Raw genomic sequence first — 26359 nt, 5'->3', positions numbered from 1 at the left:
GCACCACGTTCTGCTGTTAGGGTCAAACGGGTTTGCCTCGCTTGGTCAGGTCAAGGCGGGTCGCGACCGGTGTGTCCCGGACGAACTGATGGACCAGAAGGAGGTCACAGCAACGTGAACCGAGCAGTCATGTTGCGCATCGCCGCATGCGGAACTATCGGTCTCGGAGCCGCACTGCTGATCGCCGCGTTGTTGTTGTCGACCTATACCAGCAGCAGGATCGCCAAGATCCCGCTCAATCTGGACGCGACGCTGGTCAGCGAGGGCAACGGAACCGCCATCGACGCGGCCTCCCTGTCCACCGACCGGGTCGTCGTCAACCAGAACGTACCGTTGGTGTCCCAGCAGCAGATCAGCGTCGAAGCGCCCGCCAACGCCGACGTGGTCACCCTGCAGGTCGGTTCGTCGGTCCGGCGCAGCGACAAGCAGAAGGACAGCGGGTTGATGCTGGCCATCGTCGACACCGTGACCATCAACCGCAAGACCGCGATGGCGGTGTCGGACGACTCGCACCCGGGTGGCTACGTGCAGAAGCCGCGCGGCATCGGCGACGAGAACCCGCCGACCGCGATGCCGCTGCGGCACGAGGGTCTGGCCTACCGCTTCCCGTTCAACACCGAGCGCAAGACCTACCCCTACTTCGACCCGATCGCGCAGAAGCCGTTCGACGCGAACTATGAAGGCCAGGAGGACGTCAACGGCCTGAGCACCTACCGGTTCACGCAGAACGTGGGCGTCAACAGCGAGGGCAAGTTGGTCGCCCCGATCACCTATCCGTCGCTGTACGGCGGCAACGAGGACGGCAAGATCACCACGAGCGCGTCGATGTGGGGTGTGCCCGGGGAGCCGAACGAGCAGATCACCATGACCCGCTACTACACCGCCAAGCGCACCTTCTGGGTGGACCCGGTGTCCGGGACGATCGTCAAGGAAACCGAGCAGGCGCACCACTACTACGCCCGCGACGCGCTCAAGCCCGAGGTGACGCTGGTCGACTACAAGCTCACCTCGACCCAGGAGACGGTGGAGTCGCAGGTCAACTCCGCGCGGGACGAAGGCGACCGGGTGGCGCTGTGGTCGCGGGTGCTGCCGATCACCTTCACGGCGATCGGGTTGATCGCGCTCATCGGCGGCGGGGTCCTGGCCTCGTTCAGCCTGCGCACTGAGAGCGCGCTGACCGACCCCAGTCTGGATCGCGACGACACCGACTTCCTGCGGCGCGCGGGGCTGGAACCCCCGACTCCGGGGGCGGAAGCGGAAACCGAGAAGATTCCCGCCCAGCGACCGGATCTGGTCGAAGACGATCCGAGTCCACTGGATCCGGATCCGCCCAAGGATCCGCCGGAAGCCGGCGAGCCGCCGCCCACCGAACGGACCTAACGGTGCGGGCCTGGATGGCCCGGCCGCCGTACGCCCTCGCTCTGTCGCTGCTGGTGGTCGGCCCACTGCTGGGCCCGGGCTACCTGTTGCTGCGCGACGCAGTGTCCACTCCGCGGTCCTATCTGTCCGACACCGCGCTCGGGTTGACGGCGGCGCCGCGCGCGACGCCGCAGGACTTCGCGGTGGCGCTGGCATCACAAGTTCTCGACGGCGGTGTCGTGGTCAAGGCACTGCTGGTGCTGGGGCTGTGGCTGGCGGGGTGGGGTGCGGCGCGCTTGGTCGTCGCGGTGCTGCCCGAGGCGGCCGGCGGCGGCGAATTCGTCGCGATCACCCTGGCGATCTGGAACCCCTACGTCGCGGAGCGGTTGCTGCAGGGCCACTGGAGCCTGCTCGTCGGCTACGGCTGCCTGCCGTGGGTGGCGACCGCGATGCTTGGAATGCGCGCCGGTGGCACCGGGGTGTTCGGTTTGGCGTTCTGGATCGCGCTGGCTGGGCTGACGCCGACCGGGCTGATTCTCGCCGCGACGGTGGCGTCGGTGTGCGTAGCCGGCCCCGGGGCCGGACGGCCGCGCTGGCTGTGTGCGGTGGCGGCGCTGGGTTTCTCGGTGGTGGGCGCGTTGCCGTGGCTGACGGCGTCACTGCTGGGTTCCTCGTTGCGGGTCGGCACCGGGGCCGGCAACGGGGCCGGCGTGGACGCCTTCGCCCCCCGCGCCGAGCCCGGCCTGGGCACCCTGTTCAGCCTGGCCGGGCTGGGCGGGATTTGGAACGGCGAAGCGGTACCCGCTTCGCGGACAACGCTTTTCGCGGCGGCAGCGGCCGTCGTGCTGCTGGGGGTGGTGGTGGCGGGACTGCCGGTGGTGGCGCGGCGACCGGCCGCCCGGCCGTTGCTGCTGCTTTGCGTGGCGGCCGTGGTGGTGCCGGCCGTGCTGGCGAGCGGCCCCGGATTGCACGTGCTGCGAGCGGCGGTGGACGCGGTGCCGGGCCTGGGCGTATTGCGCGACGGACAGAAGTGGGTGGCGCTGGCGGTACCCGGCTACGTCCTGGCGGCCGCGGGCGCGGTGCTCACTCTGCGGCGCCGGCTGCCGTCCGCGGCCACTGCGGCGGTGTGCTGCCTGGCGCTGGTCCTGGTGTTGCCGGATCTGGCCTGGGGAGTGTGGGGCCGGATATCCCCGGTGCACTATCCGCCGGGGTGGACGGCGATGGCGGAGCGGATCAACGCCGAACCCGGCGCCGTAGCGGTACTGCCGGCCGGGACGATGCGGCGCTTCTCCTGGTCCGGGCCGGCTCCGGTGCTCGATCCGCTGCCCCGCTGGGTCCGTGCCGATGTGCTGACCACAGGTGACCTGGTGATCTCCGGCGTGACCGTGCCGGGCGAGGGCGACCATGCCCGGGCCGTGCAGCAAATGCTGTCGTCCGGGCAGGAGCCTTCGAGCCTGGCCGCGGCCGGGGTGGCCTGGCTGGTGGTCGAGTCGGGCACCCCCGGCGATACCGGGGCCGGCGCTCGCACCGTTGGTTCTCTGACGCCGGCCTACCGGGACGGCGACATCGCGCTGTACCGGATCGGTGGCCACAGCGCGGGCGTACCTGCCTCCCACCGCCGGTCCGTGCTGCTCGCGCATTTCGCCTGGCTGGCACTGCTGATGGCGGGCGGAGTGGGGTTGGGGTGGCGCACAATAGCCGCCCGCCGCGCCAGGTTGCGTGGCGCAAATCACCAATGAGTTACGGGGACAATGCGATTCGACTCCTCTGTCGCTCCATCTCTGGCCAAACTCATACGAAAACTTATTGATGAAGCAAATTTCGCTATATAGCCTTCTTAACGAAGCCACGACAACCGCCGTGCCGTAAAGGAAGCCTGATGCAACGCGACCGCACCACTCGACCCTCATCGTCGAGCAAGCGAGCCCAGGGATTGTTGCTCGGGTACAGCGGCGTTCTGGCGTTCGTCGCCGGCTTCGTCAATGCGGTCGCCCTGCTGCTGCTCGCCTTCCCGGTCGGCAACCTCACCGCCGTCACGACCCAGCTCGGCATGAACACCGCCAACCCGCTGCTGTACGAAGGCCACATCCTCGCCGCGATCCTGCTGGGATTCTGGTTCGGCGCCATCACTGCCGGGGCCATCCTCGGCCACAGTCACCACCTACCCGGCCCACGGCATGCCGCGGTCCTGGCCGCCGAGGCGACCCTGCTGGTCCTCGCCGCGCTTGGCGTGGAAGAAACTCAGGTCAGGGCAGCCATCGAGGCAGTCGGGGTCGAGCAGACCGCGGTGCAGGCGCTGCTGGCGGCCGCGGCGCTCGGCATGCAGAACGGGCTCACGTCGAGTTTCCGCGGGATGGCGATCCGCACCACCCACTTCACCGGCACGGTCACCGACCTCGGGTTGATGATCGGCCGCGCCCGGCGGCAGGGAATCGAGAAGTGGAAGGCCGCGGTCCTGTCGCTGACCCTGGTCCTCTTCCTGGCCGGCGGTACCGCGGGCCTGCTGATCGGGACGTCGCTCGAGGGCTACGCGCTGTTGGTGCCGGCGGCGCTGTGCGGCACCGTCGCGGCGGCGAGCTCGCTGAACGGCCGGAAGTTCCCGGTGCTGGCGCCGATTGGGCGCCCGCGCGTCGCAGAACCCGCCCCGGCGAGCGCCTGATTCCCGCCGACGTCAGACCAGGCCGCTAAGCGGTTCTCCGGCCTGAACGGCTTCCAGCACCGTGCGTATCGCGTCGGCGCTCTGCGGCCAGGAGAACTCCAGACTGCGCGCCTGGGCCTTGGCTCCCAGCTGCTCGCGCAGCACCTCGTCGGACAGCAACTCTTCAAGCCGGTCGACCAACTCGGCGCGGTTGTCCACCAGGACCCCGGTGACGCCGTCGATGATCGAGTCGGACAATCCGCCCGAGGACCGGTAGCCGATCGTCGGCACCGCGTGCTGGCCGGCTTCGACCACCGCCAGCCCCCACCCCTCCTTGCGGGACGGCAGCAGCTGCACCCACGAGCTCTGCAGCACGTGGTGCTTGGTGACGTCGTCGACGTGGCCGTGAAAGGTGACAGCGTCGGCGATGCCGCGCTGCTGCACGTGCTCCACGAGGCGGTCGCGCCACCAGCCACCACCCACAACGTCCAGATGCAGGCCCGGGATTCGGGTTCGCAGCACGGCGATCGCGTCCAGCGCGTCCTCGATCTGTTTGTGCGGCACCAGACGGGACAGCACCACCACGCGCGGGGCGGCCGCGCGGGGCCCGGTCAGGGTCTGTGCCGGCGCCTCGTCAAGACCGTTGCGCACCACGGCAATTCGCGCGCCGTCCACCCCGAGCACCTCAAGGTCCCGCGCGGACGGCAGTGACACCGTGACGTACTGGTTGCTCCGGTGCAGCCGCGGCGACAGCGTCGACTCGACGAACCAACCCACCCGGGACAGCACCGGGCCGGCGACCGGCCACTGCTCGCGGTGGCAGTGGTGGACCAGCACGACCGCCCGCCGGCCGTATATCAGCCTGGCCAGGAACGGCAGTCCGTTCTGCGTGTCGACGACGACGTCGGGTTTGACATGTCGCAGCGGGCCCAGGCCGATTCTGGCCAGGGCCATGGCGAGCATCGCCCAAATGTAGACCGTGTAGGGCCCGCCGGAGCGACTGATGCGGACACCGTCGACGACCTCGCGCCGCGCGGCGCCGGGGTAGCGGGCGGTACGCAGCGTGACGGTGACGCCGGCGGCGGCCAGCTGTGCGCCGATGCGCTGCAGGTAAGTCTCGCTGCCACCGCCCTGCGGGTGCCCGGTATCGCGCCAGCACAGCAGCAGCACGGATCGCAGGTCAGACGTTCGCAGGTCAGGCATTGATGATCAGCCTAACGGGCGCGGCGCGTCCGCAGCATCGACCAGCGGGCGTCCCCTTGCAGATGAAGTCGTTCTAGCATCTGATGCGTTGATGTATCATATGTAGATCACGTCGTTACGGCACGCGCAGAAGGGACAAACCGTGTCAGAAATCGCGCCGGCCTCCCGGGCCGCGGGGGCAGACGAACCCGATTGGCGCTTGCGGGCGGTCTGCAGGTCCAGCGATGCCGAACTGCTGTTCGTCGCCGGGGCGATGCAACGCCAAGCGGCGTCGATTTGCCGACAGTGCCCGGGCAAGTGGGAATGTGCGGCCGATGCGCTCGACAACAGGTTCGAGTACGGCGTCTGGGGCGGCTTGACCGAGCGTCAGCGCAGGTCCCTGCTCAAGACATACCCGCACGTGGAATCCTGGGCCGCCGTGCTCGCCGAACAACACGCTCGCAGACAGAACGGAAGGGCTCGACGATGGCGACAACCATCCGGCGCCGACACCGTCTAGCCGCCGCTGTTGCCGGCGCGGCCGCGCTGACCACGAGCCTCACCGGGTGCAGCCACACCAGTTTCTCCCCCACCCTCAGCGGACCCACCGTCACCTACACGGGCGGCGCGATAGCCGAGACCAACGACGCCAAAGTGGTTGTCGACGGCCAGGAACACACCATTGACGGGCAGATCGCCTGCATCGCGCTGGACGGAGGCGAGACGATGATCGCCATCGGCAAAGAACCGATCGCCGTCAAGATCACGCTGACCGTCAACCGCGAATTGCCCCGGGTACGAATGGTCATTCTGCAGAACCTGGTCGGCTACACCCTTTTCGTCATGGATCCGCCGCAAAAGGGCGAGGCATCGGCGAGCAAGGACGGCAAGCGTTACATCGTCGGTGGCACCTCGTGGGGTCTCAACACCGACAGCGACGACGTGAAGAAGCCGTTCCGAATCCAGTTCACCTGCCCCTGATTGCCGCGTCGCCCGTATGGTGTGCCGGGTGGCCCGTCCTGTCCAGCCGACCAAGCTGTTCGCGCGACGGGCGACCCTGCGCCGGTCGGTTCGGCTGCTGTCGGAGTTCCGCTACGAGCAACCCGATCCTGCGCGGTTCTACGGGGCGCTGGCCGCCGACACCGCATCGATGGTGGGCGATCTGTGGCGGGGGTTGCGCGGCGGTCCCCCGGTCCGGCGCACCCTGCTCGATGTGGGCGGCGGGCCCGGATACTTCGCGTCGGCGTTCACCGACGCCGGGCTCCGCTACATCGGCGTCGAGCCCGACTCCGGCGAGATGCATGCGGCCGGGCCCTGCGTCACAGGCGCATCGGGCGCGTTGGTGCGGGCGTCGGGCATGGCTCTTCCGTTCGCCGACGACTCCGTCGACATCTGCCTGTCGTCCAACGTCGCCGAGCACGTACCCCGCCCGTGGCAACTGGGCAATGAGATGTTGCGGGTGACCAAGCCGGGCGGGCTGGTCGTGCTGTCCTACACCGTCTGGCTGGGTCCGTTCGGCGGGCACGAGATGGGCCTGACGCATTACCTCGGCGGCACCCGGGCCGCCGCGCTGTACGAACGCAGACACGGCCATGTAGCCAAGAACAACTACGGCTCGTCGTTGTTCGCGGTGTCCGCCGCGGACGGCTTGGACTGGGCCCGCGCCACGGGGTGCGCCGTCGCGACTTTCCCTCGGTACCACCCGCGCTGGGCCTGGTGGGTGACCTCGGTGCCGGTGCTGCGCGAGTTCGCGGTGAGCAATCTGGTGCTGGTCCTGTCGCCCCCATAATGGAACATGTTCTAATCTCGCTCCGGCTTGGGTAGGGTGGCGCCCATGAGCCTGCTCGCGACGGTGCGGCGCGGTGCGAAGAGGAGGAGCGGCCCAACATGACGACGATTAAGAACGACCCGACGACCAAGAGCGACACGACCGAATACGACAAGCTGTTCATCGGCGGCAAATGGACGGAGCCGGCGACCGCCGAGGTCATCGAGGTGCACTGTCCGGCCACCGGCGAATACGTCGGCAAGGTGCCGCTGGCGACGGCGGCCGACGTCGACGCCGCGGTCGCCGCGGCCCGCGCCGCATTCGACAGCGGGCCGTGGCCCACGACTCCCCCCAAGGAACGCGCGGCCGTCATCGCCAAGGCTCAGCAACTGCTCGAAGAGCGCAAGGAGCTCTTCGCCAAGCTGCTCGCCGATGAGACCGGGCAGCCGCCGATGACCATCGAAACCATGCACTGGATGGGGTCGATGGGGGCGATGAGCTTCTTCGCCGGGCCGGCGGCCGACCAGGTCAAGTGGCGCGAGATCCGCAACGGCTCCTACGGCCAGACCATCGTGCACCGGGAGCCGATCGGCGTGGTGGGCGCGATCGTGGCCTGGAACGTGCCGCTGTTCCTGGCGATCAACAAGCTGGGGCCCGCGCTGTTGGCCGGCTGCACGGTGGTGCTCAAGCCCGCGGCCGAAACACCTTTGACCGCAAACGCTTTGGCCGAGGTATTCGCCGACGCCGGCCTGCCCGAAGGGGTGTTGTCGGTGGTGCCCGGCGGCATCGAGACCGGGCAGGCACTGACCTCCAACCCCGACGTCGACCTGTTCACCTTCACCGGCAGCTCCGCGGTCGGAAAGGAAATCGGCAAGCGCGCCGCGGACATGCTCAAGCCGTGCACCCTGGAGTTGGGCGGCAAGTCGGCGGCGATCGTGCTCGAGGACGTCGACCTGGCCTCGGCGGTTCCGATGATGGTGTTCTCCGGGATCATGAACACCGGGCAGGCGTGCGTCGGGCAGACCCGCATCCTCGCGCCGCGCTCCCGGTACGACGAAATCGTAGACGCCGTAAGCGCTTTCGTGCAGGCGCTGCCGGTAGGACCGCCGTCGGACCCGAACGCCCAGATCGGGTCGCTGATCTCGGAGAAGCAGCGTGCCCGGGTCGAGAGCTACATCGCCAAAGGCAAAGAGGAAGGCGCCCGGGTGGTGTGCGGCGGCGGACGGCCCGAGGGACTGGACAACGGATTCTTCGTGCAGCCCACGGTGTTCGCCGACGTCGACAACAAGATGACGATCGCGCAGGAGGAGATCTTCGGCCCGGTGCTGAGCATCATCCCCTACGACACCGAGGAGGACGCGATCAAGATCGCCAACGACTCGGTGTACGGATTGGCCGGCAGCGTGTGGACGACCAACGTGCCCAAGGGAATTGAGATCTCCGAGAAGATCCGCACCGGAACGTACGCGATCAACTGGTATGCGTTCGACCCCTGCTGCCCGTTCGGCGGCTACAAGAACTCGGGCATCGGGCGGGAGAACGGGCCCGAGGGTGTCGAGCACTTCACCCAGCAGAAGAGTGTGCTGATGCCGATGGGCTACACGGTCGAGTAACTACGCCGCTGAGCAGACGCAAACTCGCCCCGGAATGTCTGTCCCGGGGCGAGTTTGCGTCTGCCGGCGGGAGCACGCCGGGTACTGCGCACCATGCCACTCATATATGAGTAACATCGGAGTCTTCCGAGAAACTCATGTGAATGACTGCGCCACAACGGAATTGACCCCTGCGTCAGAGTTTTCCAGCTGACGGCAAAGCCGCCCATTTTGGTGCGGAATTCCAGAATGCGGGTCGGCGAACAGCGCTATGCTGCGCTCCTGCCGACCCCCCGTGTGGGCGGGCGCACCCGGGCCGGCCCTTGGTGCTGACCCTCCCGCCTTGGGAGGTCTGTCATGTCGTTCGTGATCGCGGTGCCGGAGTTATTATCAACAGCCGCAACAGATTTAGCGGGTGTGGGCTCGGCGATAGGCGCGGCCGGCGCCAGCGCGGCCGGCCCGACAACGGCATTGATCAGCGCCGGCGCGGACGAGGTGTCGGCGGCCATCGCGGCGGTGTTCAACTCGCACGGTGAGGCGTATCAGGCGCTCAACGCGCAGGCGGCGGCATTTCATTCTCAGTTCGTGTCGGCCCTGACCGCGGGCGGCGCTTCGTATGCGACCGCGGAAGCGACCGCGGCATCGGTGCTACAGAATGCGCTCGACCTGCTCAACGTTCCCACCCAGGCGCTGTTGGGACGCCCGCTGATCGGCAACGGCGCCAACGGCGCCCCCGGCACCGGCGCCCCGGGCGGGGCGGGCGGGATCTTGATCGGCAACGGCGGGGCCGGCGGGTCCGGCGCGCCCGGTCAGGCGGGCGGGGCGGGCGGGGCCGCCGGGCTTATCGGCAACGGAGGGGCAGGCGGGGCGGGCGGCGGCTCATCGACCGGCAAGGCCGGGGCGGGCGGAGCCGGCGGTGCGGCCCTGCTGTTCGGTACGGGCGGGGCCGGCGGACCGGGCGGGTACGCGGTGACCGCCGGCACGGGTGGGGTAGGGGGAGCTGGCGGAGCCGGCGGGTTGTTCACCAGCGGCGGGACCGGCGGGGCCGGCGGCAGCGGCAGGTTGGGCGCCAATGGCGGCGCCGGCGGAATCGGTGGAGTGGGCGGCCTGTTCGGCACCGGTGGCGCGGGCGGTTCCGGTGGAGAGAGCGCGGCCATCGGCGGGGCCGGCGGGGCCGGTGGGGCCGGCGGGCTGTTCGGCGGCGGCGGGGACGGCGGGTCGGGCGCCAGTGGCGGGCTCGGCGGGGCCGGCGGCGCGGGGGGCAACGCCGGCCTGCTCGCCACCGCCGACGGCGGTACCGGCGGTGCCGGCGGTGCCGGCGGCGAAGGCTTGGGCACCGGCGGAGCCGGCGGGGCCGGCGGCAACGCCGGCCTGCTGTTCGGCTCCGGCGGGACGGGTGGCGCCGGCGGGGACGGTGGTTCGGGCGGACTCAGCACCGGCGGTGCTGGTGGAAACGGCGGCAAGCCTGGGCTGATCGGCAACGGCGGCAACGGCGGCGCCGGCGGCGCCGGAACGAACACCGGCTTCGGAGGCGCCGGAGGAGCCGCCGGCAGCGGCGTGTTGATCGGCAACGGCGGGAACGGTGGCAATGGCGGCACCGGTGGCACGGCGGGCAGCACCGGCGCCGGCGGCCTCGGTGGGCCCCTGCTGGGAGCGGACGGATCCAACGCCCCGGCGAGCGGCAACCCGCTACACACCTTCCAGCAAACGGCGCTGCAGGCGATCAACTCCCCCATTCAGGCCGCGACCGGGCGTCCGCTGATCGGCAACGGCGCTAACGGCGCCCCGGGAACCGGAGCTGCCGGCGGGGCGGGCGGCTGGTTGTTCGGCAACGGCGGGTCCGGCGGGTCCGGCGCGACCGCCACCGGCGCCACGGCCGGCCTGCCCGGGGGGGCGGGAGGAGCAGGTGGGACCTTGTTCGGGGCGGGCGGGAGCGGCGGGACCGGCGGTTTCTCACCGCTCGGCCTCGGCGGCCAGGGCGGAGCCGGCGGTGCCGGCGGACTGTTCAACCGCGGCGGGGCGGGCGGTATCGGCGGATCCGGAGGTGCCGCCGGCGCCGGCGCCGGCGGGGCCGGCGGCACCGGCGGCCTGTTCGGCAATGGCGGGGCCGGCGGCACCGGCGGGTCCGGTGCTGCCGTCGGCGGGGTCGGGGGGAACGGGGGATCCGGTGGGGTGTTCGGCTCCGGCGGAATCGGCGGAACCGGCGGCTTCGGCTTCACCACCAGCGGCGGGACCGGCGGGGCCGGCGGGGCGGGCGGCCTGTTCGGGGGCGGCGGCGACGGCGGCAACGGCGGGCAGAGCAACCTGCTCGGCGGCACCGGCGGGGCCGGCGGCAACGCCGGACTGCTGGTCGCATCCGGAGCCGGCGGCGGCGCCGGCGGCACCGGCGGCGACAGTCTCAACACCACGGGCGGGGTCGGCGGCACCGGCGGCAATGGCGGGTTCCTGTTCGGTTCCGGCGGCGCCGGGGGCACCGGCGGGGCCGGCGCTCCCGACGTGGCCATCAACGGCGGAGCCGGCGGGGCCGGCGGCAAGTCGGGGCTGTTCGACAACGGTGGCAACGGCGGTGCCGGCGGTTCGGGCGGTGTCGGCGGTAAGGGCGGCGCCGGCGGGTTGGGCGGCAGCGCCGTGCTGGTCGGCGACGGCGGCAACGGCGGAAACGGCGGCAGTGCCACTACCGTCGGCAAGGCCGGCGCCGGGGGCACCGGCGGTCTGGTGCTCGGTCAGGACGGGAAGGCCGGCTTACCGTAGCCGGGGGCCCGGCAAGCCGGCGCCCCTAGCCCGGCCGGACCAGTAGCCGTCGAGTGTGAATTATGCTGCGCGACACGCCGATTGGACGTCGCGTGGTTCACGGTCGACGCTCGGCCACGGCCGGCCTGGCGGTCAGCGTCCGCTGAACCTGGCCTGCCGTCGTTCGACGAACGACTGCACACCCTCGGCGGCGTCCTCGCTGGCGAACAACGCCGCGACGTCGGGGCGCAACCGCTCGATCGCCGCCGCCTCTCCCCGCTCGCGGGCCAGGTGCGCAGAAGCCAGCGTGGCCTGCACGCCCAGTGGCGCGGCGCGCTCGGCGATGGTCTGCGCGATCTCGCGGGCCCGGGCCAGCGCCGCCGCGCCGTCCTCGGCGACCTCCTGCACCAAGCCGATCCGGTGCGCCTCGGCGGCGTCGAACTCGTCGCCGGTCAGCAGCCAGCGCATGGCATTCCCCCAGCCCGCCTCGCGAGGCAGCCGGATCGTCGCGCCGCCGAACGGGTAGATGCCGCGCTGCACCTCCAGCTGCGTGAAACGGGTTCCGGCCGCCGCGATCCGGATGTCGGCAGCCAGCAGCAGTTCGATACCGAGCGTCATGCACCAGCCCTGCGCAACGGCGACCAACGGCGTAGTCCAGGCGCCGTCCAGACGCCACGGGTCCCGTCCCCCCTCGGGCACCGGCGATTCGCCTGAGGCGATGCCGGGACCGACATCGACCAGGTCCAGTCCGGCGGTGAAGTGGTCACCGTGGGCGAAGAGCACACCAGCCCGCATGTCGGGGTCCGATTCCAGGACCGCGTAGGCGCGGGACAGGTCGGCGAGCATCTCCCGATCGAACGAGTTGCGCTTGTGGGGCCGGTTCAGGCCGATCAGCAGTACATGTCCGTCCCGCTCCAGGGACACCGTGTTGGTCATGGCACGAGTGAACCGCAGAAATATGAATTATGCAATAGTGCATAACGCTGAGTCGACCCTGAATCACGGGTCGATTGCGAGCGATTGCTTACTAAACCCCTGTGTTATATGCTACTTAGCATATTCATGGGCCGGTCCCCGGCGCATGAGCGCAATACACCTGCGGGGAGCAGTCATGTGGATCATCGAGCTCAACATCGCCGGCCATACCTTTACCCGCGAGATGCCTGACCTGCGCCGGCGGCCATTCCGGCTCAGCGCCCGCCATCTGCACTGGCCGGCCATCCGGCACCCGCACGAGCCGTCGCACGCCGCATGACACCGGCCGCCACGAAGCGCGTCGGCACCCGGGACAAGATGCTGATCAGCGCCGCCCATGTGATGCGGGAGCGCGGTGCCGCCGGGGTCACGATCGACTCAGTGCTGGCACGCAGTGGGGCCCCGCGCGGTTCGGTGTACCACCACTTCCCCGAGGGCCGCAATCAGATCCTGACCGAGGCGCTGCGCTATGCCGGCGACTCCATCACGGCCAACATCGACAACGCCGTCGACCGCGGCGCCAAGGCGCTGCTGCGCGAGTTCGTCGAATTCTGGGAGCGTCTGCTGACCGAGTGTGATTTCACCGCCGGCTGTCCGGTGGTCGCGGCCGCGATCGGTTCGGCCGACGAAGAACTCGAACTGTCCACCGAAGCCGGCCTGATTCTGGGCCGTTGGTGCACCGCGCTCAGCCGGGCATTTGTCACCGACGGATTCGACGACGCGGACGCGGCTTCGCTGGCGGTGATGTCGATATCCGCACTCGAGGGCGCCATCGTGCTGTGTCGCTCGACCCGCAGCGTCATCCCGCTGCGCCAGGTCGGCGATCAGCTCGAATTCCTGATCAAGGCAAGGGAATTCGTTCGGCGCAACGGATTGGACGACAAGCGCGCCCACTGAACCGTTTTCGCGCAGGGGAATTCGTTTTTACTGGGTCTGCCAGAGATTCCGCCCCTGTTTCTGGCGTACATTTCCATCAAGTTTCCGAGATTTCTCCAAAAACCCGTTGAGCTGCGGTGATCAAGCTACGCTCAGCCGGAGTCCACGGGTGCCTATCGGGAGGTAATCGGATGTCGTATGTGTTCGCTTCAACAGAGTTTGTGAGCGCGGCGGCAGCCGATCTGGCGAATTTGGGTTCGTCGATCACCCAGGCGAACGTGCTCGCGGCATTACCGACCACATCGGTATTGGCCGCGGGTGCCGACGAGATCTCGGCCGCGGTGGCGGCCTTGTTCGGTGCCCATGCGCAGGGATACCAGGCCCTCAGCGCGCAGGCCGCGGCCTTCCACGAACAGTTCGTGCAAGCGATGAGTGCGGGGGCCAGCGCATACGCGACCGCCGAGGTGACGAACATCGGGCCGCTGCAGCCGTTGCTCGACGTGATCAACGCGCCGACGCAGGCGCTGCTCGGCCGCCCGTTGATCGGCAACGGCGCCGACGGGACCGCACTCAACCCGAACGGTGGTGCCGGCGGTCTGCTCATCGGCAATGGCGGCAACGGGTACAACGGCGGTGGCGGTAGGGGCGGGGATGCCGGTCTGCTCGGGAACGGCGGCCGAGGCGGGTCCGGCAACACCGGCGCACCAGCCACACCCGCCGGTACCGGCGGAGCCGGCGGCGCCGGCGGGTGGCTGTACGGCAACGGCGGCGCTGGTGGCGCGGGCGGCGGCAACAACGGTGCCGCCGCGGCCGGCGGCGGCAACGGCGGTCGTGCCTGGCTGCTGGGCAGCGGCGGAGCCGGCGGGGCCGGCGGGGACGTCTCGGGACTGGTCTTGACGCCCGCCGGGAACGGCGGCACGGGTGCGGCCGGCGGACTCCTGTGGGGCAACGGCGGAGCCGGCGGCGCCGGCGGCAGCTCCCTCACGGTGGGTAGCCCGGCCACCGCGGGTATCGGCGGCAACGGCGGCAACGCCTTCCTGTTCGGTGACGGCGGTGGCGGCGGGAACAGCGGAGTCGGCGCCACGCAGGGCGCCGGCGGCAACGGCGGCAGCGCCGGCCTGTTGGTCGGCAACGGCGGCGACGGCGGCACCGGATTTGTCAGTGGCACCGGCGGCCTGGCCGGTAAGGCCGGCCTGCTCATCGGTGCCGGCGGCAACGGCGGCAGCGGCGCCGTCGGGCAGGCGGGCGCCAATGGCGGGTTGCTGTTCGGCGACGGCGGCGACGGCGGCAGCGCCGTGCCCAGCGCTAACGGCAACGGCGGATTCGGTGGCCGCGGCGGCAACGCCGGGCTGATCGGCGCGGGCGGCAACGGCGGTTACGGCGGCACCTTCAACGGCCTCGGAACGCCGGGCAACGGCGGCGTCGGGGGCGACGGCGGAAACGGCGGCTTGCTGTTCGGGAACGGCGGCTGGGGCGGTGCGGGTGGTGCCGGCGGCACCGGCAATTTCTTCGGTGCGGCCGGTCACGGCGGAAATGGCGGACGCGGTGGCTCGGCCCAGCTCTTCGGTAGCAGTGGTGCCGGCGGTCACGGTGGTGACGGCGGCGCCACCGGCACCAACGCATTCGGCGGTGGTGGCGGCGGTAACGGCGGCGAAGCCGGCAGCAGCGGGATCATCTCCGGCATGAACGGCGCCGGTGGCGCAGGCGGCAACGGCGGCGCGGGCAACGCCGTCGCCACCGGCGGCATGGGCGGCAGCGGTGGTCACGGCTCCAACAGCAAGCTCATCGGACAGGGCGGCGACGGCGGGTTCGGTGGGGCCGGCGGCGTCGGTACAGCGGTCGGGCAGGGCGCGGCAGGAGGCCAAGGTGGCAGCGCCGGTGACGGCGGCATGCTGTTCGGCAGCGGCGGCTGGGGCGGTTACGGCGGTGCCGGTGGCCAGAACTTCTCCGTAGCCGTCACCTCTTCGGGTGGGCCCGGTGGCAGCGGCGGCACCGGCGGCAATGCCTTCTTCATCGGCAACGGTGGACCCGGCGGAGGTGGCGGCATCGGTGGGACCGGCTTCACCACCGGAACGGGCGGAACCGGCGGGGGCGGTGGCACCGCCGGACCGTTCGGCAAGGCCGGTGCGCCCGGCCCGCACGGCTAGCCCCCGACGGCTCATATATGTGCCTGCGGTGAATTTCGCCGGTTTCTGACCGGATTCAAACCTGTGCTCCCAGGGACGGCGATACGCTTTCCACCACTCTGCATCGGTGAGGGTGGGGATAGGACATGTCTTACGTCATCGCATCTCCCGACGTTGTGGCGACCGCAGCGCGGGACCTGGCCGGCATCGGTTCGGCAATCAACGAAACCACCGCGTCGACGCTGGTACCGACCACGCGACTGCTGGCGGCCGGCGCTGACGAGGTGTCCGCGGCAGTGGCAGCGCTGTTCGAGCTGCATGGCCGGGGCTACCAGGCTCTCAGCGCGCAAGCCGCAGCGTTTCACCAGCAGTTCGTCCAGGCCCTCGATGCCGGCGCGAATCTGTACGCCGGCGCCGAGGCCGCCAACGCCGCGGCCGTCGCCAACCCGTGGCAGGCCCTGCAGCAACAGGTATTGAACCTGATCAATACACCGACCGAGGTGCTGTTGCAGCGCCCACTGATCGGCAACGGCGCCGACGGCGCGCCGGGAACCGGTCAGAACGGCGGGGCGGGCGGCCTCCTGTGGGGCAGCGGCGGCAACGGCGGATCGGGAAAACCGGCGACGGCATTCGGTCCTGGCGGGCCGGGAGGAAGCGGTGGCGCCGCCGGATTGATCGGCAATGGCGGCACAGGCGGTGCCGGAGGTCCTGCCGTCGGGTTGCAATCCGCCGGCCCCGGCGGCGCCGGCGGCAGCGGGGGCATGCTGGTCGGGAACGGCGGTGCCGGAGGGCCGGGCGGGTATGCCCTGACGCCCACCACGGGGGGCGCGGGTGGCCGGGGTGGGGATGCCGTCGGATTGTTCGGTAACGGAGGCGCCGGCGGCAACGGCGGTTCGGGGCAGGTCGGGGACGCGCAGAACAGCGTCGCCGGCGCAGGCGGCCAGGGAGGCCATGGGGGGCTGCTGAACGGTGACGGCGGCCGCGGCGGTAACGCCGGAGCCGCCACCCGCGGCAACTCCGGCGGAAACGGGGGCGCCGGCGGGATGTTCAGTGGCAACGGCGGCGACGGCGGCAACGGTACGGAGGGCAATCCCGTTCTGGGCGGCCCGTATGCCGGCGGCAACGGCGGTTCGGCCGGCCTGATCGGCAATGGCGGCGCCGGTGGCACCGGCGGCTCCGCCACGCTGCAGTTCACGTTTGGGAACGGCGGCTTGGGCGGCAACGGCGGTACCGGCGGCAGCCTGTTCGGCCAAGGAGGTCACGGCGGCGCCGGCGGGCAATCCAGCTACGGCAATGGCGGCGACGGGGGCGCGGGCGGCAATGCCATCGGGCTCTACGGGACCGGTGGTGACGGCGGCGACGGCGGCCAGGGGCTCGGCAGAGGTGGTTTCGGCGGCCGCGGCGGCAACGCGGGCTTCACGGGCAGCGGCGGTCGGGGCGGCGACGCCGGGTGGGGCACCACATTCACCGGAGCATTAGGGGGCGACGGCGGCAACGCCCAGTTGATCGGCAATGGCGGGGACGGCGGGACCGGACAGCTTCCCGCCAACGGAGGCATCGGTGGCGCCGGCGGGCTGTTGCTCGGGTTGCCCGGGGCCGACGGATAGGGCCGGCCGGGGACGTCGGCATTTCCATCGCGAGTTCCCAAAAGTCTTCCTGCCGAGGCGTATTGCTGCTCCGCAGCTAGTGCGATCGTGTGTTTCTGCAATGAGCTTGCAAGGTATTTTCTTGGAACATCCGATGTGTGTTCGGTGATCGCGCTAAAATCAATGACCTCACCGCACGGCTCGGCGATGGCGCCGGGCGACCGCCGGGCTCCACGCGGGTGGGGAGGTGCGAAATGTCATTCGTCATCGCGCTGCCCGACCTCCTGTCGAGTGCCGCAACGGACCTGACCAACATCGGTTCGGCAATCACCGAGGCCAATGCCGCCGCGGCGGGCCGGACCACAGCCCTGCTCGCGGCCGGTGCGGATGAGGTGTCGGCCGCCGTAGCGGCCCTCTTCGGCTCACAAGCACAGGGTTACCAGGCCGTCAGCGCCCAGGCCGCGGCGTTTCATCAGCAGTTTGTGCAGGCTTTGAGCGCCGGAGCGGACGCCTATACCGCCGCCGAGGCCGCCAGTTCGTCGCCGCTCGAGGCGGTCCTGCAGCAACTGCTCGGGGTCATCAACGCACCCACCGAGATGCTGTTGCAGCGCCCCCTGATCGGCAACGGAACCAACGGCGCACCCGGGACGGGACAGAACGGTGGGGCCGGCGGAATCTTGTGGGGCAATGGCGGCACCGGCGGGTCCGGCCCCGGCGGCCAGCGCGGCGGCAATGGCGGAGCCGCCGGACTCCTCGGCAGCGGCGGCGCCGGCGGCACCGGCGGGAGCACCAACGTGGCCGGAGGCACCGCCGGCATGGGCGGCACGGGCGGCACTGGCGGGATCTTGTGGGGTAATGGCGGCGCCGGCGGGTTCGGTGGAGTGAACGAATTCACCGGCGGCCGAGCGGGTAACGGTGGCGTCGGAGGTAACGCGATCGGATTATTCGGTGCCGGCGGAGCCGGTGGAGCCGGTGGCTTCTCCAATAGCGGCACCGGCCCCGGTGGGGCGGGCGGCAGCGGCGGCAGCGGCGCTCTGCTGTACGGACCGGGCGGCGCTGGCGGCGACGCCGGATACGGCGGCAGCGGCAACGTCGGCGGTTCTGGCGGCAAAGGGGGGCTGCTGTTCGGCGATGGCGGCGATGGCGGTGACGGCTCGTTGACGTTCGGCGGAGGGGCCGGCGGCAACGCCGGGGTGTTCGGCAACGGCGGCGACGGCGGAACCGGTGGGGGTCTCTACACCGCGGTGGGAAGCGGAGGTCCCGGCGGCTCAGGCGGCAACGGCGGGCTTCTCGTCGGCAACGGCGGGCACGGTGGCACCGGCGGACAGACGCTGATCGGTGCGGGCGGACCGGGAGGCGCCGGCGGCAACGCTGTGGGACTGTTCGGCGATGGCGGCGACGGTGGCGAAGGTGGCGCCACAGGTAGCGGCGCCGGCGGTCCGGGTGGGGTCGGCGGCAACGGCGGGATCGTGTTGGGAGCCAGTGGGAACAAAGGACCGCGCGGGGCTACGTTCTGACGTTCCCACTCAATCAAAGGGCGGACGCTCCCGGTCGAATGTCAGTCGCTGGCCGGCAGCGGCTTGACCTCTTTGAGCGCCAACTTGGTGTCGCCGACGCTCAGGCTGCCGGCGCCCGGCTTGGTCACCAGCACCTCGGCGCCGGTCTCGTCGACGTAGCGCTTGCCCATCACGCTGCCGTCGGCGAATTCCGGGTCGAGTTCGCCGGAACGCCCGGCCCCCATCTCCACCATCGGCGCGCCGCCGCAGCGCAGGTCGTCGAGGCTGTCCGCACTGCGGACGACGATGACTTGGGTGTCACACACCTGGCTGGCCAGGCGGGTTCCGTTCTTGATCATGTTTGCGCCCCTGCTAGGTTCTCGATGATCTCCCGGCGAAGTACCTTGCCGGTGGCGGTGGTTGGCAGCTCGTCGCGAAACACTACCCGGTCCGGCGTGCGTGACCCCCGCAAACTTTTTCGGACATACTCGCGCAGTTCCTCGGGGTCGGGATCGACGCCGTCGCGCGGCACCACCACGGCGACGATCGCCTGCCCCCACTGCGGATCCTCGACACCGACCACCGCGACGTCGCGCACGTGCGGGTGCTCGATGAGCACCTCCTCCAGTTCCGCGGGAGCGATGTTCTCGCCGCCGCGGATGATGGTGTCGTCGCTGCGGCCACCGATGAACAGGTAGCCGTCCTCGTCGATCATGGCGATGTCTTTGGTTGCGAACCAACCGTTTTCGTCCAGGACCGAGCCGATCCCGGCGTAGCGGCCGGACACCTGCTCGCCGCGGACGAACAGTTCGCCCGTCTCCCCCGGGCCCAGCACGGTGCCGTCCTCGCCGCGGATCTCCACCTCGATGCCGGGGACGGGCCGGCCCACAGAGCCCAGCCGCCTGGCAACCACGGCGTCGGCGGCGGTGTGCGCGTCGCGGTGGTCATCGGGGGTCAACACGGCGATCGTCGAGCTGGTTTCGGTGAGCCCGTAGGCGTTGACGAAGCCGACGTCCGGCAACAGCTCCAGGGCCCGGCGAACCAGCGGCAGGCCGACTTTCGAGCCCCCGTAGGCGAGGTTGCGCAGCGCGGCCAGCTTGTGCTCGCCGGACTCCAGCACAGCGACGATGCGATCCAGCATGGTCGGCACCACGGTCGCGGTGGTGACGCGTTCGTCGTTGACCAGCCGCACCCACTCATGGGGGTCGAAGTTGGGCAGATACACCATCTTTCGGCCGGCGTACAGGTTGGACAGCGCGGCCCCCACCCCGGCGATGTGATAAGGCGGCACGCAGATCAGCGCGGCGTCTTCCGGTGCGGCCGAATCGAATTCGACGGTTCCGGTGATGTAACTGGTCAGGTTGTTGTGGGTGAGCTCGACCGCCTTGGGTTGTGAGGTGGTGCCCGAGGTGAACAGCACCACGGCGACCGAGTCCGGGTCGGCGAACTCCGCGGCGGCCTCGGCGCTGCGGGCCAGCGCGAGGAACTCCTCGGAACTCAGCGCCCGGGCGTCGCCGATCATGTCCCGGTACCGGTCGTCGACGATCACCAGCGGTTCGGGCAGCCGGCGGATCAGTGCCTGGATACCGTCGGCGGAAAGACGGTAGTTGATCGGAGTGAACGGCAGCCCGGCGCGCGCCGAGGCGAAGATCAGCAGCGGCAGCAGCGCGCCGCCGGCCCCGACGTACACGACGTGCTGTGCCCCCGACGTCGCCAGGACGCCCGCGCCGCCGTCGGCCAGGTCGCTGAGCTGCTGCGTCGTCAACCGTAGGTCCCCGGCCACCAGGGCCGTGCGCTCAGGGTTGCCCGACGCAGCCATCTCCAGCAGCAGCGAAACGCTCATTCCTCGATCCCTCTAGGATCCCGCGACCTTTACAAATCTTGGCCATAGTGTAACCCATGTCGAGAGAACGGCGACGCCCGGTGGCCCGCCTGGGGCCGATCATGCAGCGCTACCTCGGCGGTTATGTGCCAGTCCAGCGCGGCGGGCGCTTCTCGGCGAAGGCGATCGCGCCCTCTTTCGCGTCGTTGGACATGAAGATCGGCGCGAGAATCTCGATCTGCTTGGTGAACCGGTTTTCCAGCGTCCAGCCCCGGGATTCGGTGATGATGCGCTTGGTGGCGGCCACCGCAAGCGGGCCGTTGGCGGTGATCTTCTCGGCCAGCGCGATCGCCGCGTCCAGTGCCCCGCCGGGTTCGGCGAGCACGTTGACCAGGCCCAGTTCGTGAGCGCGTGCGGCGGACAGCTGGTCGCCGGTCAGGGCCAGCTCCATCGCGATCGCGTACGGGATGCGCTCGGGCAGCCGCAGCAAGCCACCGCCGCCGGCCACCAGGCCGCGCTTGACCTCGGGGATGCCGAACGCCGAATTGTTGGCTGCCACAATCAGATCCGTAGCCAGGGCCAGTTCGGTGCCACCGGCCAGGGCGTAACCCTCGACCGCGGCGATCAGCGGCTTGGCGGGTGGGCGCTCGGTGAACCCCAGGCCCCTGCCCTGGATCGCGACGTTCTCGCCGCGGGCGAACGCCTTGAGGTCCATGCCCGCGCAGAAGGATCCGCCGGCGCCGGTCAGGATGGCCACCGAGAGATCGGCGTCGTCGTCCAGGCGATCCATGGCGTCGGCCAGGCCCTGGCTGGCCGCGGCATTGATCGCGTTCTTGGCCTTGGGCCGGTTGATGGTGATGATCAGGATCCGGTCCCGCTTTTCAGTCAGGACCTCGGGTTCGGTGTTAGCTTCGTCGCTCACAGTGCGATGGTAGCGGTCGCCGTGCGTAACGAATCCGCCGGTCGATGTAACGTCGGGTCAGGCCTGGGCCAGCGCCTCGGCGACGACCGTCAGCTCTTCGGAAAGTCCTGCCGCCCTGCGTATTTCGACGAATTCGGCGATCATCGCCTCGGTCACCTCGTGCGGGTCGTTCAAGGTCGCACCGTCGGTCAGGACCGAGATGTTGAGTTGATCGACGTAGCTCCACACGGTGATGTTCAGGCCACTACCCGCCGTCAGCGGCCCCACCGAATAGATCTCGGTGACCAGCGCGCCGCCCACCCGGCCGCGTTCACGGGGACCCGGGACATTGGAGATGTTGAGGTTGAGCACCTTGTTCTGGCCGTCGCGGCTGGACAGCCAGCGGAACATGGCCTCGGTGCCCGACGGCGGCCAGTACGCGGCCCAGCGGCTGATCAATTCCGGTCCGAGCAACTGATGACTCTCCTTGGCGGACACCGCATTGTCGTGCGCGGCCCGCACCCGCTCCAGCGGGTCGTCCAGGTCTGACGGCAGCGCAACCATCATGCCGCTGAAGTAATTGCCCGAGATTCGTTCCGGGTCGAAGTTGAAACTGACCGGCACCGACGCCAGCAATGGCACCGCCTCGCCGTCATAACGCAGCAGCAGCTCGTGCAGCGCACCGCTGGACAGGGCCAGCACCATGTCGTTGATGGTGGCGCCGAGCTTCTTCCCGGTCTCTTTCACGTCGGCCAGCGCGAGCGTCGCGGTGGCGAACCGGCGCTCGGGTGTGAGCATGTGGTTCATGAACGTCGGCGGCGGAGTGAACGGCATCGTCAGCTCCGGGGAGAGCTTGCGGGAACTGCGCCGCACCCGCCGGATGCCTTGCGCGGTATAGCGAACGGTTGCGGGAATGCGTTTGATGTGACGCATGTGGTCGACGAACGCGGTGTTGATCAGCTCGCGTTTGGTGGGCGCCGGATCCGGTGTGTAGGAGCTGAGCTGCGGGGTCGGCATGAGATCCATGCCGTGCGCCATCAAGTTCGCCGAGGCGACGCCATCGGCCAACGCGTGATGGATCTTGAGCACCACCGCGATCCGGCCGTTGGCCAGCCCCTCGACGAAGTACATCTCCCACAGCGGATGAGCCCGGTCCAGCGGTGTGCTGGCGATCTGCCCGACGGCCTCGTCGAGTTCGCGGCGGCCGCCCGGGGCGGGCAGCTGCCACGGGCGGATGTGGTAGGTGAAGTCGACCTCGCAGTTCTCCCGCCACATCGGGTGGTGGAACTTGTAGGGGACGTCAATCAGCTGGTAGCCCAACGGGACCAGCTTGTCCATCCGCCCAGCGATGACCTGACGGAACGCGTCGATGGTAAAACCGCGGCTCTCCGGATCGAGTTCGATGACGGCGACCTTGATGGTGTGCATGTGCACGTTCGGCGCTTCGCTGTACAGCAGCACCGCGTCCCAGCCGGTGAGCCGCTTCACCCCAGTTCCCTACCCATAGCGCGACCTTACAAGCGGTCGGCCGCTAGATGACCTCTTTGGCGAACTGTGTCCGGGTGCGGTGCACCTGGTTGAGGAACAACGCGGTGGCGTGCGCCATTGCGCCCGCGCGCGGGCCGTCGAGCATGTCGAAGCCGTGGCCCGCGCCCGGCAATTCCACGTAACTGACCAGGGAAGCCGACACCGCGCGCAGCCGCTCCACGAAACTGCGCGCCTGCGCCACCGGGATCACGCTGTCCCGGCTGCCGTGAATCACCAGGAACGGCGGCGCATTTCGGTGCACCCGGGCGATCGGAGAGGCGTCACGGAAGACTTCCGGGTGGCGCGCGATGGAGCGCTGGACCACGATCCGCTCCAGGAATTGAACGAACCGTTCCCGCTCGGGTGTGGAGCGGTCCTCCCAGCAGTAGCGGCCGTAGATGCCGACCACCGCGTCCACCGAGCTGTCGGCGCCGTCGGGCAGCTTCGCCTGGTAGTTCGGGTCGTCGTCGGTGAGGCCGGCCAGCGCGGCCAGGTGCCCGCCCGCCGAACAACCGGCCACCGCGACGAAGCTGCGGTCGCCACCGAACCTGTCGACATTGGCGCGCGCCCAGGCGATGGCCGTCTTGACGTCGGTGATGTGCCGGGGCCAGCGGTGGTGCGGCGAGACACGGTAGTTGATCGCCAGGCACACCCAGCCCTGCTCGGCCAGCCGCGACATCAGCGCGGTCCCCTGCATCTGGGTGCTGCCGTGCACCCAGGCGCCACCGGGAACGAAGATCAGCACCGGTGCGGGTTCGGCGGGCAGGTCCTTGCGCCGCCAGACATCGAGCGTCTGGACGGGCTGGTCACCGTAGTGGACGCCGCGGCGGTGCAGGTACTTGCTGCGGCGCATCGCTTCCCAGAACGGCGGCGTGGGGTTGGCGGCGGGCCACTCGGCGTCGAGTTCCTCGGGCGACACCGTCCCGCGCAAGGCTGCGATCGACACGTCGTTGGTGCTCTCCCGCTCTTGCCGGCGCAGCTCACCGCTGCCCGGGGCGAACCGCCCCCTAGCCGATGCGGACACGAGTTCGGGGGCGAAGCGCATGCCCCACACGCTCATCGCGGCGATGGTTCCCAGCGGCTCCAGGCGCTTGCCGACCAGGGGCAGCGACGCCCCCGCCCTGCTCATGGCCAGGAGGTAGTCAGCAGGGCCAGCCCGCAGCATCCTCTTGACGCAGGATTTGGACTGTCCAGTCGCCGTCATGCTGGGGAGCGTACCCCTACTGGCCGGTAGTAACCCAGCATTAGCCGTTTGCTTTCTCGGGTTCCGGGATCCGGCGCCGCGCCAGAAGGAGCCGCGCGGCGTAAGTAAGCGCGCTGCCGGCGAACAACGCGGCGACCACCAGCAACCATCGGCCCAGAAACGGCTGCTGGGTCAGACCGGTCGCCGCGTGGTAGGTCTCGGCGCCCTGCTCGATGATGCCGGGCAGAAAGACCAGCAGGGTGAGCCCGGCCCCCAGGGCCGGGAAACGAATGTAGTTGCGTACCGGGATTTTTGGTGACCTTGGCGGGGACTCTGACTGGGTGCCCGGCAGCCGGCCCAGGACCGCGTCGGCCAGCGCGTAGAGCGGGAATAGCACCAGGTCGTGGCCGACGACGGCGGCGGCGAACCAGACCGCCACCGACTGCCACCACTTGTCCGGATTCCACAGCGCGGCCGGCCGCAGCGCGATCAGCACATAGCCCAGCAACGCGAACCCGGCCACCATGGTCAGCAGATGCAACGGGTGGGCACCGTAGTATTTCGCGAAAGACGTTGGCCTCAATCGCATTTCAATCCCGCTTGAAGTCGATGGCGGTGACCCACTTGGTGTTGTGCACACCGGGCAGGGCAGGAACGATGATCCGCGCCGGATAACCGTGATCCAGCGGCAGGTCCGCGCCGTCGACCTGCAGCGCCAGCAGCGCATCCGGGTCGCCGACCTGGTTGGCCTGCAGGAACGCCTCGCCGAAGGCTCCGCCGCGCTGCAGCGACCGCACGTGTGCCGACTCCGGCGCCGGCACCCCGGCCAGCTTCGCCAACTCCGCCAGTGGCACGCCGCTCCAGGTTTGCACCGTCGACCAGCCTTCGACGCAGGCGATCGGCAACCGCGCGGTGCGCTGCGGCAGCCTGGCCAGCGCGGCACGGTCCAGCACCACGTCAGCGGGCCCGCCCCGCAGCGTCAATCGCCATCCGGGACCCACCGCCTCCGGCGTGATGCCGGCGACGGACGCGGTCTTGTTGACCGGGAAGTCCCGGCCTCGCCCCCGGGGAACCAGCAGGGCGACGCTGCGGGCGGGTCCGCCGAGCGTCTGGCCGACGGTCAGCACCGCGAGCAGCAAGACGCCGGAGCCGACCAGGGCGAGTGCGCCGCGGCGGCTGACGGTCGGCGCGGCCGGCTCCGCGGCCACCAGCCCGGTGTCGTCGGGAGGTTGTGCCCGGGTGTCGGTCACGTTGGTGCGCAACACTTCTCGCCACGACAGCGATCGCAGCCCGGTGACCATGTGCGGGATCTTGAGCGCGATGTGCATCAGGAACCCGGTGATGAACACCCAGGCGCCGAAGTAGTGCGCGTCGTAGAAGCTGAACCCGAAGATGTAGTCGTACTGGATGTTGAGCACCCCGGTGACGATCTCGAACAGCAGGCCGCCGACCAGCAACAGCAACGACACCCGTTCGATCAACTGGGCGAGCGTGCGGGCCGGCGGCCAGGCGAACAGCTTTGGGATCACCGACCACAGCTTGGCCAGCACCACCGGGATGATCACCAGACCCAGACCCACGTGCAGGCCCTGAGTCAGCCGGTAGAGCCAGGACGGGCGGGTGGGCCAGGCGAACAGCGGCAGCCGCAGCCAGCCGACGTCGGCGGGAATGGCCTGGCCCAGCTGCGGACCGTAGGCGATGTAGGACAGCAGCCCGGTGAGAATGATGATGGGCAGGGCAACCAGCAGCGCCAACCCGAACACCGACGTCAGCCAGGGGCCGCGCAGTGGGCTGGTGAAGCGACTCGCCGGGGTTTTCACAACGCGGCCAGCGTTGCGATCACCCTCCCGCCGATCATCCGCACGCCGGTAAGCGTAAGTCCAACTTGCGCCGCAAGCGAGGCGGCGCTGTCCACGCCGACCGATGCCCAGCGGAACCAGGGACCCACCTCGCGTCCGGACTCCAGCCGGACCCAACGGCCCTGGATGCCGATGGCGCGGGTATCGAATTCGGCCACGCAGCGCCCGCCGCGGCCCAGTAGCTCCGCGGCCCTGCCCAGGATGCGGCGCGGGTCGCCGCCGAGGCCGACATTGCCGTCGACCAGCAATACCGTCTGCCAGCGCCCGGTGCCGGGTAGCGGCTCGAAGACGTCGCCCAGCAGGGCCGGAGCGCCGCCGCGGCTGGCGAGTTGAATCGCGGTCACCGAGCGGTCGATGCCCAGTGCCGGGATGCCCCGCTGCACCAGGCGGGCGACCAGGCGCGCCGGCCCGCAGCCCAGCTCGATCGTCGGGCCGAAGCACATCTGCGCGACGGCCTCGTCGAATGCCTCGTCGGAGGCGAGTTCTCCGTCGTGGGCGGCACGGTCGGCGGCCGCCAGCCAGCGGTGGGCCGGCAGCGGACGCACCTCACCGTCGTCGTGGCGGATCCAGCAGCGCTCGCCGCCGAGCGCCCGCTCATACAGATTTCCCAGCATTTGCCCGCTCCTCGCACGTCGTGACCGACCACGTTGCGCGAACGCGCAGCGGCCGCTGGCAAAACCGCGTCCACCGACAAACCCATCGATACCCCGTTCCCGGGCCGGCTACACACGCCGTTGTC

Annotated in this window: 23 protein-coding genes; 13 read left to right on the top strand and 10 right to left on the bottom strand. The window is 70.0% G+C overall.

The annotated features are described in order from the left end of the window. Window positions 1-114: 114 nt before the first annotated feature. The 3 genes from pgfA (at window position 115) to C0J29_RS02710 (ending at window position 4018) form a co-directional block, all read left to right on the top strand. The gene (gene pgfA, locus C0J29_RS02720; RefSeq protein ID WP_162951375.1) at window positions 115-1380 is read left to right on the top strand and encodes a cell envelope lipid trafficking protein PgfA; all 1266 of its coding nucleotides are present in this window, start codon (window positions 115-117) and stop codon (window positions 1378-1380) included. Window positions 1381-1394: 14 nt separating this feature from the next. Beyond that, window positions 1395-3098, top strand: coding sequence for an MmpA family trehalose lipid delivery protein (locus C0J29_RS02715; RefSeq protein WP_120794509.1), 1704 nt, complete (start codon window positions 1395-1397; stop codon window positions 3096-3098). Window positions 3099-3238: 140 nt separating this feature from the next. Continuing rightward, on the top strand, window positions 3239-4018 hold the full coding sequence (locus C0J29_RS02710; RefSeq protein ID WP_120791454.1) for a YoaK family protein: 780 nt from the start codon (window positions 3239-3241) through the stop codon (window positions 4016-4018). Between the two features lie 12 nt (window positions 4019-4030). Here C0J29_RS02710 and C0J29_RS02705 read toward each other — a convergent pair whose 3' ends face one another. Further along, complete coding sequence (locus C0J29_RS02705; RefSeq protein WP_120791453.1) at window positions 4031-5200, bottom strand: glycosyltransferase family 4 protein; 1170 nt, start codon at window positions 5198-5200, stop codon at window positions 4031-4033. A 151-nt stretch (window positions 5201-5351) separates the two neighbouring features. Here C0J29_RS02705 and C0J29_RS02700 point away from each other — a divergent pair, with 151 nt between their 5' ends. From C0J29_RS02700 to C0J29_RS02680, 5 genes are all read left to right on the top strand, one after another. Next, the gene (locus C0J29_RS02700; protein WP_120794508.1) at window positions 5352-5699 is read left to right on the top strand and encodes a WhiB family transcriptional regulator; all 348 of its coding nucleotides are present in this window, start codon (window positions 5352-5354) and stop codon (window positions 5697-5699) included. Beyond that, window positions 5666-6160: a lipoprotein LpqH gene (locus C0J29_RS02695; protein WP_120791452.1), complete on the top strand. Its 495-nt coding sequence runs from the start codon at window positions 5666-5668 to the stop codon at window positions 6158-6160. Before C0J29_RS02700 ends, C0J29_RS02695 begins: the two co-directional genes overlap by 34 nt. 28 nt (window positions 6161-6188) lie before the next feature. Continuing rightward, the gene (locus C0J29_RS02690; protein ID WP_370530882.1) at window positions 6189-6968 is read left to right on the top strand and encodes a class I SAM-dependent methyltransferase; all 780 of its coding nucleotides are present in this window, start codon (window positions 6189-6191) and stop codon (window positions 6966-6968) included. Window positions 6969-7066: 98 nt separating this feature from the next. After that, window positions 7067-8560: an aldehyde dehydrogenase gene (locus C0J29_RS02685; RefSeq protein WP_120791450.1), complete on the top strand. Its 1494-nt coding sequence runs from the start codon at window positions 7067-7069 to the stop codon at window positions 8558-8560. A 336-nt stretch (window positions 8561-8896) separates the two neighbouring features. Then, window positions 8897-11290, top strand: a complete 2394-nt coding sequence (locus C0J29_RS02680) for a PE family protein (RefSeq protein WP_120791449.1) — start codon at window positions 8897-8899, stop codon at window positions 11288-11290. Between the two features lie 132 nt (window positions 11291-11422). Here C0J29_RS02680 and C0J29_RS02675 read toward each other — a convergent pair whose 3' ends face one another. Then, on the bottom strand, window positions 11423-12205 hold the full coding sequence (locus tag C0J29_RS02675) for a crotonase/enoyl-CoA hydratase family protein (protein WP_120791448.1): 783 nt from the start codon (window positions 12203-12205) through the stop codon (window positions 11423-11425). 175 nt (window positions 12206-12380) lie between these two features. Between C0J29_RS02675 and C0J29_RS32650 the strand changes: the two genes are divergently transcribed. The 5 genes from C0J29_RS32650 to C0J29_RS34320 all read left to right on the top strand — a co-directional run bounded on the left by C0J29_RS32650 (window position 12381) and on the right by C0J29_RS34320 (window position 18349). Then, window positions 12381-12524, top strand: coding sequence for a hypothetical protein (locus C0J29_RS32650; protein WP_162951374.1), 144 nt, complete (start codon window positions 12381-12383; stop codon window positions 12522-12524). Continuing rightward, window positions 12521-13141 (top strand): TetR/AcrR family transcriptional regulator, encoded by a 621-nt coding sequence (locus tag C0J29_RS02670; RefSeq protein ID WP_174814812.1) that lies wholly within the window; start codon window positions 12521-12523, stop codon window positions 13139-13141. Before C0J29_RS32650 ends, C0J29_RS02670 begins: the two co-directional genes overlap by 4 nt. A gap of 170 nt (window positions 13142-13311) precedes the next feature. Next, the gene (locus C0J29_RS02665; RefSeq protein WP_120791447.1) at window positions 13312-15267 is read left to right on the top strand and encodes a PE family protein; all 1956 of its coding nucleotides are present in this window, start codon (window positions 13312-13314) and stop codon (window positions 15265-15267) included. Window positions 15268-15392: 125 nt separating this feature from the next. Further along, window positions 15393-16853 (top strand): PE family protein, encoded by a 1461-nt coding sequence (locus C0J29_RS02660; protein ID WP_065165628.1) that lies wholly within the window; start codon window positions 15393-15395, stop codon window positions 16851-16853. 233 nt (window positions 16854-17086) lie between these two features. Next, a complete protein-coding gene (locus tag C0J29_RS34320) occupies window positions 17087-18349 on the top strand; it encodes a PE family protein (protein ID WP_065046903.1) in 1263 nt (420 codons plus the stop codon). Window positions 18350-18390: 41 nt separating this feature from the next. Here the strand turns inward: C0J29_RS34320 and C0J29_RS02650 are convergent, their stop codons facing one another. From C0J29_RS02650 to C0J29_RS02615, 8 genes are all read right to left on the bottom strand, one after another. Then, the gene (locus C0J29_RS02650) at window positions 18391-18687 is read right to left on the bottom strand and encodes a hypothetical protein (protein ID WP_065046905.1); all 297 of its coding nucleotides are present in this window, start codon (window positions 18685-18687) and stop codon (window positions 18391-18393) included. After that, window positions 18684-20171: a class I adenylate-forming enzyme family protein gene (locus C0J29_RS02645; protein WP_065046907.1), complete on the bottom strand. Its 1488-nt coding sequence runs from the start codon at window positions 20169-20171 to the stop codon at window positions 18684-18686. The genes C0J29_RS02650 and C0J29_RS02645 overlap by 4 nt, the downstream gene beginning before the upstream one ends. Window positions 20172-20292: 121 nt before the next feature. Then, a complete protein-coding gene (locus tag C0J29_RS02640; RefSeq protein ID WP_065163590.1) occupies window positions 20293-21072 on the bottom strand; it encodes a crotonase/enoyl-CoA hydratase family protein in 780 nt (259 codons plus the stop codon). 57 nt (window positions 21073-21129) lie between these two features. Further along, on the bottom strand, window positions 21130-22539 hold the full coding sequence (locus C0J29_RS02635; protein ID WP_065163589.1) for a WS/DGAT/MGAT family O-acyltransferase: 1410 nt from the start codon (window positions 22537-22539) through the stop codon (window positions 21130-21132). A 43-nt stretch (window positions 22540-22582) separates the two neighbouring features. Next, entirely contained in the window at window positions 22583-23782 is a 1200-nt protein-coding gene (locus tag C0J29_RS02630) for an alpha/beta hydrolase (RefSeq protein WP_065046914.1), read from the bottom strand. Between the two features lie 40 nt (window positions 23783-23822). After that, window positions 23823-24350, bottom strand: coding sequence for a hypothetical protein (locus C0J29_RS02625; RefSeq protein ID WP_065163588.1), 528 nt, complete (start codon window positions 24348-24350; stop codon window positions 23823-23825). 1 nt (window position 24351) lies between these two features. Continuing rightward, window positions 24352-25581, bottom strand: coding sequence for a molybdopterin-dependent oxidoreductase (locus C0J29_RS02620; RefSeq protein ID WP_065163587.1), 1230 nt, complete (start codon window positions 25579-25581; stop codon window positions 24352-24354). Beyond that, on the bottom strand, window positions 25578-26234 hold the full coding sequence (locus C0J29_RS02615; protein WP_065163586.1) for a class I SAM-dependent methyltransferase: 657 nt from the start codon (window positions 26232-26234) through the stop codon (window positions 25578-25580). Before C0J29_RS02615 ends, C0J29_RS02620 begins: the two co-directional genes overlap by 4 nt. Window positions 26235-26359 lie beyond the last annotated feature (125 nt).

The organism is Mycobacterium paragordonae, from assembly GCF_003614435.1.
GTDB classification, from domain to species: Bacteria; Actinomycetota; Actinomycetes; order Mycobacteriales; family Mycobacteriaceae; genus Mycobacterium; species Mycobacterium paragordonae.
This window is presented reverse-complemented; position numbering and strand designations above follow the sequence as displayed.